This window comes from Lysinibacillus sp. TE18511 (assembly GCF_054062295.1).
This window is the reverse complement of record NZ_JBSSFD010000075.1, coordinates 1-8,201: the sequence shown is the minus strand read 5'-3', so window position 1 is coordinate 8,201 and position 8,201 is coordinate 1. Positions and strand designations below refer to the sequence as shown.

The 8,201-nt window shown below is 35.4% G+C and carries 3 protein-coding genes and 1 pseudogene; 3 read left to right on the top strand and 1 reads right to left on the bottom strand.

Features of this window, described 5'->3' with window-relative positions; genetic code table 11:
* Positions 1 to 546: 546 nt before the first annotated feature.
* Positions 547 to 1,356 carry a hypothetical protein gene (locus ACVWXS_RS25335; protein WP_456960623.1) on the top strand — a complete coding sequence of 270 codons (810 nt, stop codon included), beginning with the start codon at positions 547 to 549 and terminating at the stop codon, positions 1,354 to 1,356.
* Between the two features lie 119 nt (positions 1,357 to 1,475).
* Here the strand turns inward: ACVWXS_RS25335 and ACVWXS_RS25330 are convergent.
* Positions 1,476 to 3,048, bottom strand: a pseudogene (locus ACVWXS_RS25330) (IS3 family transposase).
* Between the two features lie 1,034 nt (positions 3,049 to 4,082).
* On the opposite strand from ACVWXS_RS25330, the gene ACVWXS_RS25325 reads away from it, so the two are divergent.
* Both ACVWXS_RS25325 and ACVWXS_RS25320 read left to right on the top strand, forming a co-directional pair.
* Positions 4,083 to 6,272 carry a glycoside hydrolase domain-containing protein gene (locus ACVWXS_RS25325; RefSeq protein WP_456960622.1) on the top strand — a complete coding sequence of 730 codons (2,190 nt, stop codon included), beginning with the start codon at positions 4,083 to 4,085 and terminating at the stop codon, positions 6,270 to 6,272.
* A gap of 181 nt (positions 6,273 to 6,453) precedes the next feature.
* On the top strand, positions 6,454 to 7,908 hold the full coding sequence (locus ACVWXS_RS25320; protein ID WP_456960621.1) for an IS1182 family transposase: 1,455 nt from the start codon (positions 6,454 to 6,456) through the stop codon (positions 7,906 to 7,908).
* The last annotated feature ends 293 nt before the right edge of the window (positions 7,909 to 8,201 follow it).

The window sequence follows — 8,201 nt, the reverse complement described above, 5'->3', positions numbered from 1 at the left end:
CTCGTCTGCTTAATACATAGAAAGAATAAATTGGATTAGTTGGAACGCCGTATGCGATGAAAGTCGCACGTACGGTGTGAACAGGGGGAAAAGCTAGCGATAATTTCAAAGGCTTACCTATCTGTATGAAGAGGAAAAAACTACATATATAAACTAAGGCGAAACATTGTTAAGGTTTTACAGGTGAAGTATTCTATGGAAAGAAATTAGAGCGGGGGCGTTCTCCAACAAGTGGAGACGTTTTGTTTTGTTACCTAACCAAAGAAGACGTGTAGAGGATCGTATATACTTGATAAAAAAAGAGGTGGTTGATTTGAACGCTAAAACCTTACTTGAATGGGAACAAAAACGCAATGCGAAAAAAATTGATTAATTTTGGGGAAAATTCTTTTTTATGCTAGTGCAACTTATTGTTTTAAAAAATGGTGAAATGTAGTTTGAGGAGTGGTAAGAATGAAAAATGTACATAGAGGGATTTAAATAGGGGATGGACAAAAACCCCAACTATGATTGTATGAAGTATATAATAGAAAAGAGGGAACTTGAATGAGGAAACTAAAAGTAACTGTTTTTATCTTATTACTGTGCATACCACTATCCCTATTAAGTGGTTGCGTTGAAAATACAAAACTAGTAGAAAAACCAATAGGAGATTATTTGTCCGAAAACTACGGGATAAAGGATGGGGATTTTAAAATTCTTTCTTCTTATAGTGGGTTTGGAATTTCTGATCTACAGACTTATGTGGAAATAAAAAAACCATACCACACTCTTGCTTTTTTTATTGTAGACAAAAACTCACATGAAATAGATAAAAATAGCAGCGATGATGTTTTTCTAGAAATATTCAAAGGAGCTTATGTGGAACAACATCGTGATGTTTTGAAACAATCCGATAAGATAACAAAAAAGTATAACTTATTAAGTGAATTCTCCTTTAATAAAAAGAATCCAAATTTCTATTACTATTTACATATAGATATAGATGAACAACAAGAAAAGGAATTAATTGAAAATTTCAAACGTGATCAAAAAATAAACACTGACAACATAATGAAAATGTTAAAAGATAGTAAACCTAGAGATCATGCTAATTATATAGGAGTCATCAATTTTAGTTACTATTACAATACCTACAAAAATAGTGAAACTGTTCCCAATGCTCAAAGTATTATGGATGATTTCGAAAAGAGCCATGTGCTAACAGAGGGCATTTATAAGATAGGAGTTAAAACCATGTATTCCAGCCCTAATGAAACAAGCGTAGATAGAACGGATAGTCGTAATAATAGTGTCATGTTTACCGTGGATGAACAAGGGAAATTTGAAATATTAAAAACAACTGTAGATTCTTGATAAAATACGCCAATTGTTGTGTTTTAAATAAGGGGTGACTTCCCACAAGGAAGGGTCCTGCACCCCTAAAGTTATGAACTGCTCCCTGTCAAGTAGACAGTGGAAATAATAAAAATGCTTTATGCGGCTTGATCCCTAAATTCCAAGGGACTCAAGCCGTTTAGTTTTTCTTGATAACGCTCTGAATTGTAGAACGAAATATATGTATCAATTGCTGCTTCTAAGGCTTCATATGTATCATATTTATTGAGATAATATTTTTCTGTTTTAGCGTACCCCAAAAAGCCTCAATTGGTCCGTTATCGATACAACGTCCAACTCTCGACATACTATGTACCCTATTCGCATCTTCAATCATCCGTTTGAAGAATTTTGATGTATATTGATAGCCACGATCACTATGTATAAGTGGCTGTTCGTCCTTTTTTAAACCTTGTATAGCTGGTATCATCGTGTTAAAAACGAGTTTATTATTATTCGAATGACCTAATATATAACTCACAATCGAATTATCATGTAAATCAATAATAGCGCTTAAATAAGCTTTCTTCCCATTGCCATACTTGAATTCGGTCACATCTGTACACCATTTTTGATTTGGTTTATCTGCATTAAAATCACGATTTAGTATATTTTCTGCCACATAATCTGGCTTTGATTTACGATATTGTTTTCGCTTTCGACGAATCACAGATTTCAATCCACAGATTTGCATTAAACGGTACACGCGTTTTTTATTCACTTTTGGTAAATCATCTTTCTCACGTTGGCGATTGATTGTCAGTGTAATGCGACGATAGCCATAAATCCCATCTACTTGTTTATAGAGACGTTGAATCGATTTTAAGAGTTGTTCATTCTCATTTTCTTGTGGGGATGGTTTACGGTTTAGCCATTTATAATAAGCTGCACGCGAAACACCAGCGATCTCACATAATAAAATGATTGGCAATGCTTCTTTCGTGGCTAATTCCTGAATGGCGATGTAACAACTTTGAATACGAATTTTACTTAACGATGCCTCCTTTCGATTTCCTCTAACTTTTTTAAAAACAGATTTTCTGCACGTAATCGTTCATTTTCACGTTCCATACGTTGGATTTTTAAACGTAACTCATCCTCAGCGGTTAATTCTTCTACTGGCTTTGTATGGCCACGTCGATCTAGTAAACCAGACTCACCCATTTCCTCATATTTCTTCACCCATTGGTATACTTGTTGGTAAGATACCTCATATCTTAACGCTGTTTCTTGATAGTTTTTCTCATTAGCTATACAAGTTTTTACAATTTCAACACGCTCTTCTACAGTAGTTTTTCTGCCTTTGGTCATAGTTTGGCTCATTCCTTTACCCGAATCTTTTAATTCACTATGACTAGTATACTTTTTAATCCAATTTCTTAAAACAGATCTACTAGAAAGTCTATACTTTCTTACAACCTCTCTTAAAGAGAATTCGCCTGAAAGGTAATCTTGGACAGCCGCAAATTTTAGTTCTTTAGAATAACTATTATGCTGGTTTAATCGTTCAAGGCCCTCTTCTCCAAAATGAAGATAATCATTTTGCCAATCTTTTATTGTATCTCGATGAACATTAAATACTTTCGCTACTTCATTTAATGTAAGTGGACCTTCGTGATACAGCTTTAAAATTTCTAACTTCTCTTTTTTAGAGAAGGAATGCTTCCTCATAAAAACTCCCCATTCGATAAACAGATTTTATTTTTTAATCTGTCTACCTAATGGGGAGCATATCATTAGAGTCAAAATCTAACTTTAGGGGTGTTTTTTTTTATGGCGAAATACAGTGAAGTAATCGCATGTTCTATTTGTAAATTTGGCTCAAAAAAATGGCAATCCCCAAGGATGCATCTTTTGTTTAGTCGTAATGACAGAAATTGGCTGTTGTGAATTCGAAATTGTCCGAATTGTCGGGGTGCGCTTTACAACGAACACATATGTTTTCGTGGCACCGTATGTCGGTGAAAACGATACGTTTGTACCGTTATACTACGAAGTTCCCGAACGCGATCCGATTTCTGACCATCCTGACTAACCAGAACCTGTGTGCCACACGTCTAGATATACCGTGAATGGGAATTGCGACCATTGTGAATCCACTAAATTCTTTACTGTAACCGCAATATACCCGGATTATGAAGCCACACATACCGTTCCGTTTGTAATATGACCGCCATTAAATCAAATATTTGAACATTGTATAAATAAAAACCTCCTGTAACCTTTTGTGACGTTCCATGGAAAAATATTAAAAGAAAAGACGTTCAGAAGAACCTCCAAATCGTTACTTAATTGAAAATGTACCCGAAGTGGAATAAGGCGCTACAAATTATATATTAACTAGAAACAAAATCGCATAATAAAACATGTTCGCTTAACTATAGCGTAGAGGATATAGCCTTTCCATTCGGGGAATGCTTTTTTCCTTTTTAAATTATTTAATTTCTCACAATCTATTAATAATTATCACAACAAAATGGAAAGAAACCAAAATTTAGTAGTATTATAGAACGTATATTCTCAATAGTAACAAACATATTTCACCGATGTCGTCACAAAATGCATAAATCACCACACATTTCATCGTAGTGAGCGGATCTTTCACTAAGGTGAGTTTAATGCTCATTTTGGTGAGAAGGGAGAAATTACAAGTGAAGTGAAGGGATCTCAAATCTGCTCATAAAAAAGGAAAAGGAGAGATAACAATGGATGAAATGGTATTGAGAGTTCAAAGATGGGTTAATCAAGAGTATAGTCACTTACCAGGGTTTAATGAAAGGGTACCGGAAGATGGAAAAGTAGGTTGGCCAACGGTGTACGGTTTAACCCGAGCGTTGCAACTTGAATTAGGAATTACTAATACTGCCAATAGCTTTGGTCCAACAACTGCTAGTGAGTATAATCGTTTCGGTATTCTTGAATTAGGAAAAGTTCCAGATACTGATCAAGCGAAAAATATAGTAATGATACTTCAGGGGGCAATGTATTGCAAGGGATATAATCCAACTGGATTTACAGGAACATTTGGTGAGGGGACAAAAGCAGGGATTATTAATTTACAAACGGATGCTGGATTACCTGTGAGAGATGGGAAAGTTTATGACTATGTTTTTAAAGCTTTCTTAACAATGGATGCTTATCGCCTCACTCCAGGTGGAGATGCAAAAATAAGACAAATCCAACAAGATTTAAATAATAAGTATTACAAAACTGCTGGAGTTCAACCAACAGATGGTCATTATCAACGAGGTACAAATAAAGCTTTAGTGTATGGCTTGCAAACAGAAATGGGAATTCCTGCAGCTTCTCAAACTGGCTCGATTGGTCCTGCGACAAAGGATGGATTACCAATTCTAAAAGAAGGTAGTTCGGGTAGATTTGTTACATTATTCCAATATGCGTTATATTTTAATGGATATGATTCTAGTCCATTTTCAACAACATATAATGCGATTATAGTAAATAAAGTTAAGGAATTCCAAGGATTCACACTACTCTCTGTTGATGGTGTTGCTAATAAGTCAACTTGGTTATCAGCATTAGTTAGTACGGGGGATCCAAGTCGAAAAGGAACGGCTTGTGATTGTATAACGGAAGTCACTTTAGAGAGAGGCAAAGCTTTAAAGGCTGCTGGTTATGAAACTGTAGGACGTTATCTTACTAATGTTTCAGGTGGTATAAATAAAAAACTACAACCAGGTGAATTGAAAAATATTTTTGATGCCGGATTATCTGTATTTCCAATTTTCCAAACTTATGGTGCGAAGGCTTCAAGTTTTAGTGTGGAACAAGGTGGATTGGATGCAAAAGCAGCATACGATGCAGCAAAAAAATATGGATTCCAAGATGGTACTACTATTTATTTTGCAGTTGATTTTGATGCATATGGGACAGATATTACGGATAATATTCTTCCTCATTTCAATGCCATAAATAAGAAAATGGTTCAACTTGGTGGATCTTATAAAGTAGGTGTTTATGGGCCTCGAAGCGTATGTATTCAAGTTTCAGAGAAAGGTTATGCAAAGACAAGTTTTGTTAGTGGGATGTCCACAGGATTTAGTGGGAATTTAGGATATCCGCTACCAAAAAACTGGGCTTTTGATCAAATTTCAACGATTAAAGTTGGATCAGGTAGTGGTGCTATCGAGATAGATAATAATATTAAATCAGGTCGAGATACTGGTGTTACTAAAACAGAAATTGATAAGTTACCCTTTACACTTCAGCTTGCTGAAATGGCGAGAAATGCGTATCGTAAAGATCCACCAGAGGATTTTGTGAGTCCAGGAGGATGGGAGTTAATCAAAACTGATACCAATTCATTTACTTCTTTTGATGTACATGTGTATAGTAAAGAAATTTCTATAGGAAAATATGCTTATACAGTTGCATTTAGAGGTTCACAGGAGTGGGAGGACTTTGTAGAAGATATCGTTCAAGTAGGGCTAAACATGGGTGGTTTACAAATTGATGATGCTGTTGATTATGTTAGAGAATTAATACAAACTGATTCTGAAATGATGAGTCATATGTATATTACAGGTCATTCACTTGGTGGGTACTTAGCACAATATGTACAAAGCGAAATGATTGATGAAAATTTACCTTGGGTTGAATCAAACACAGTGACATTTAATGCGCCAGGTTTTAATCCTGGTATCAGTTTTGTTGATATTGCACATAAAGCAAAAGTAACCCTAAAACTTGCTAATGATAAACTTAAAAAATATGATGATCTTATAGTTAATCATCGTATTATCAAAGATGTTATAAGTTTTTTTGGAGATGACTTAGGAACGGTGTTTGATTATGAAAGTACGGTTAAGGATCCACCAAATCCTCTTTTATATTATCATGGTCTAGATCGATTCCATGAAGTAAATTTAAAATAGAAGTGTTTCTAATAAAGTCACTATACCCTGATAGGAAACTAGCTGGTTTTTTATGAATATTTAACAGTGAATTTTATGAATTATTGGGATTCAATATATTTAAAAGACTATTAAAAGTCCAAACTTTCCACTGCTTTTTGTTTTATACTAAGGTTATCAATGTATGTAGGTAGTATTTAAAATGATTTCAAACCAAGAAACGCTGAAACTCAGCCCTTTTATGGCGATCTATGATATCGTCGTACCCAAAAATAATATGCTTCGCCAAATCAATGAACTTGTCGATTTCTCATTTATTTTAGACGAGTTGAAAACTAAATATTGTCTCGGTCGCAATGCTGTGCCTCCTATTCGTATGTTCAAATATTTATTATTAAAAGCGATTTATGATGTATCCGATGAAGATCTTGTTGAACGCTCGAAATGCGACATGTCCTTCAAATACTTCTTAGATATGACGTCTGAAGAAGATGTCATTCATTCAAGTTCATTAACGAAATTTCGCCGACTCCGTCTTCAAGATATGGGTTTATTAGATTTGTTGATTGGAAAAACGGTAGAGATTGCGTTAGAGAAGAACATCATTTCGAGTAAAACGATTATTGTTGATGCCACACATACAAATGCACGTTACAATCAAAAATCACCAAAGGAATTTTTACAGGAAAAATCAAAAAACGTCCGTAAAGCTGTCTATCAATTTGATGAAACAATGAAAGAAAAATTCCCGCCCAAAACCACTTCTAATGAAGTAAAGGATGAACTCGATTATTGCCGTCAAGTTGTAGAAATCGTGGAAGCACAACACAAAATAGCGAGTATCCCTGCTGTCAAAGAAAAATTAAATGTTTTAAAAGAAGTAGTCGAAGATTTTGAAGTACAACTTAGTTATTCCGCAGACCCAGACGCACGTGTTGGTCACAAATCAGTGGACTCTTCTTTCTTTGGCTTTAAAACGCATATTGCTATGAACGACGAACGCATCATTACAGCCGCTGTCGTGACAACAGGTGAGAAAAGTGATGGAAAATACTTAAAAGAATTAATAGAAAAAAGTAAAACAACGGGTATAGAAATTGACACAGTAATCGGTGATGCAGCTTATTCAGAGAAAGATAATCTCCAATTAGCTAAAACAGAGGAATTTCAACTTGTATCAAAACTAAATCCGCAGATTACACAAGGTGGACGTACGAAAGAAGAAGAATTTGAGTTTAATAAAGATGCTGGTATGTATGTGTGTAAAGCAGGACATATGGCAATTCGCACAGCACGTACGAATAAAAAGAATGTCGGAAAGAATCAACGTCAAACCTATTATTTTGACATAGAAAAATGTAAAGTATGTCCTTTGCGTGAAGGTTGTTATAAAGAAGATGCTAAAAGTAAGACCTATTCGGTGACCATAAAATCGATGGAACACGCAGAACAGGAAGTCTTTCAGAACACAGATGATTTCAAAGAACTGGCGCGTTCACGTTATAAAATTGAAGCCAAAAACAGTGAGTTAAAGAACGGACACGGGTATGATGTAGCATCATCTGCGGGTCTATTTGGCATGGAAATGCAAGGAGCCACAACTATATTCGCCGTCAATTTGAAACGGATACTCACGTTATTGAAAGAAAAAGAGTAAAATAACCGAAAGAAATAGGCGACTTCCTGTTCAAAGTTGAACAAGAAGTCGCCTATTTTTATCTGAAATGAACCTACAAATTTAAAAACGTAAGTTTTTCAGTGCCCTCGTTGTTTAACTGAAGGACTTTCGTTGTGCGCCCGGCATGCGCATGAACTATAGGGTGTAAGTCCTGAACCCCGAAGACAGAAGTAGAGATTAGCCAAGAGCAAGGGTGTCCGAGGCGACTCGGAATCTGAAGGAAGCTGGCGGCAAAACACCGGTCCGAGGAACACGAATCTCATAGAAGGCTA

Bases quoted from the DNA above. Each gene is read 5' to 3' on its own strand.
- ACVWXS_RS25325 (WP_456960622.1), top strand. From the start codon at position 4,083: ATGGATGAAATGGTATTGAGAGTTCAAAGATGGGTTAATCAAGAGTAT.
- ACVWXS_RS25320 (WP_456960621.1), top strand. From the start codon at position 6,454: ATGATTTCAAACCAAGAAACGCTGAAACTCAGCCCTTTTATGGCGATC.
- ACVWXS_RS25335 (WP_456960623.1), top strand. From the start codon at position 547: ATGAGGAAACTAAAAGTAACTGTTTTTATCTTATTACTGTGCATACCA.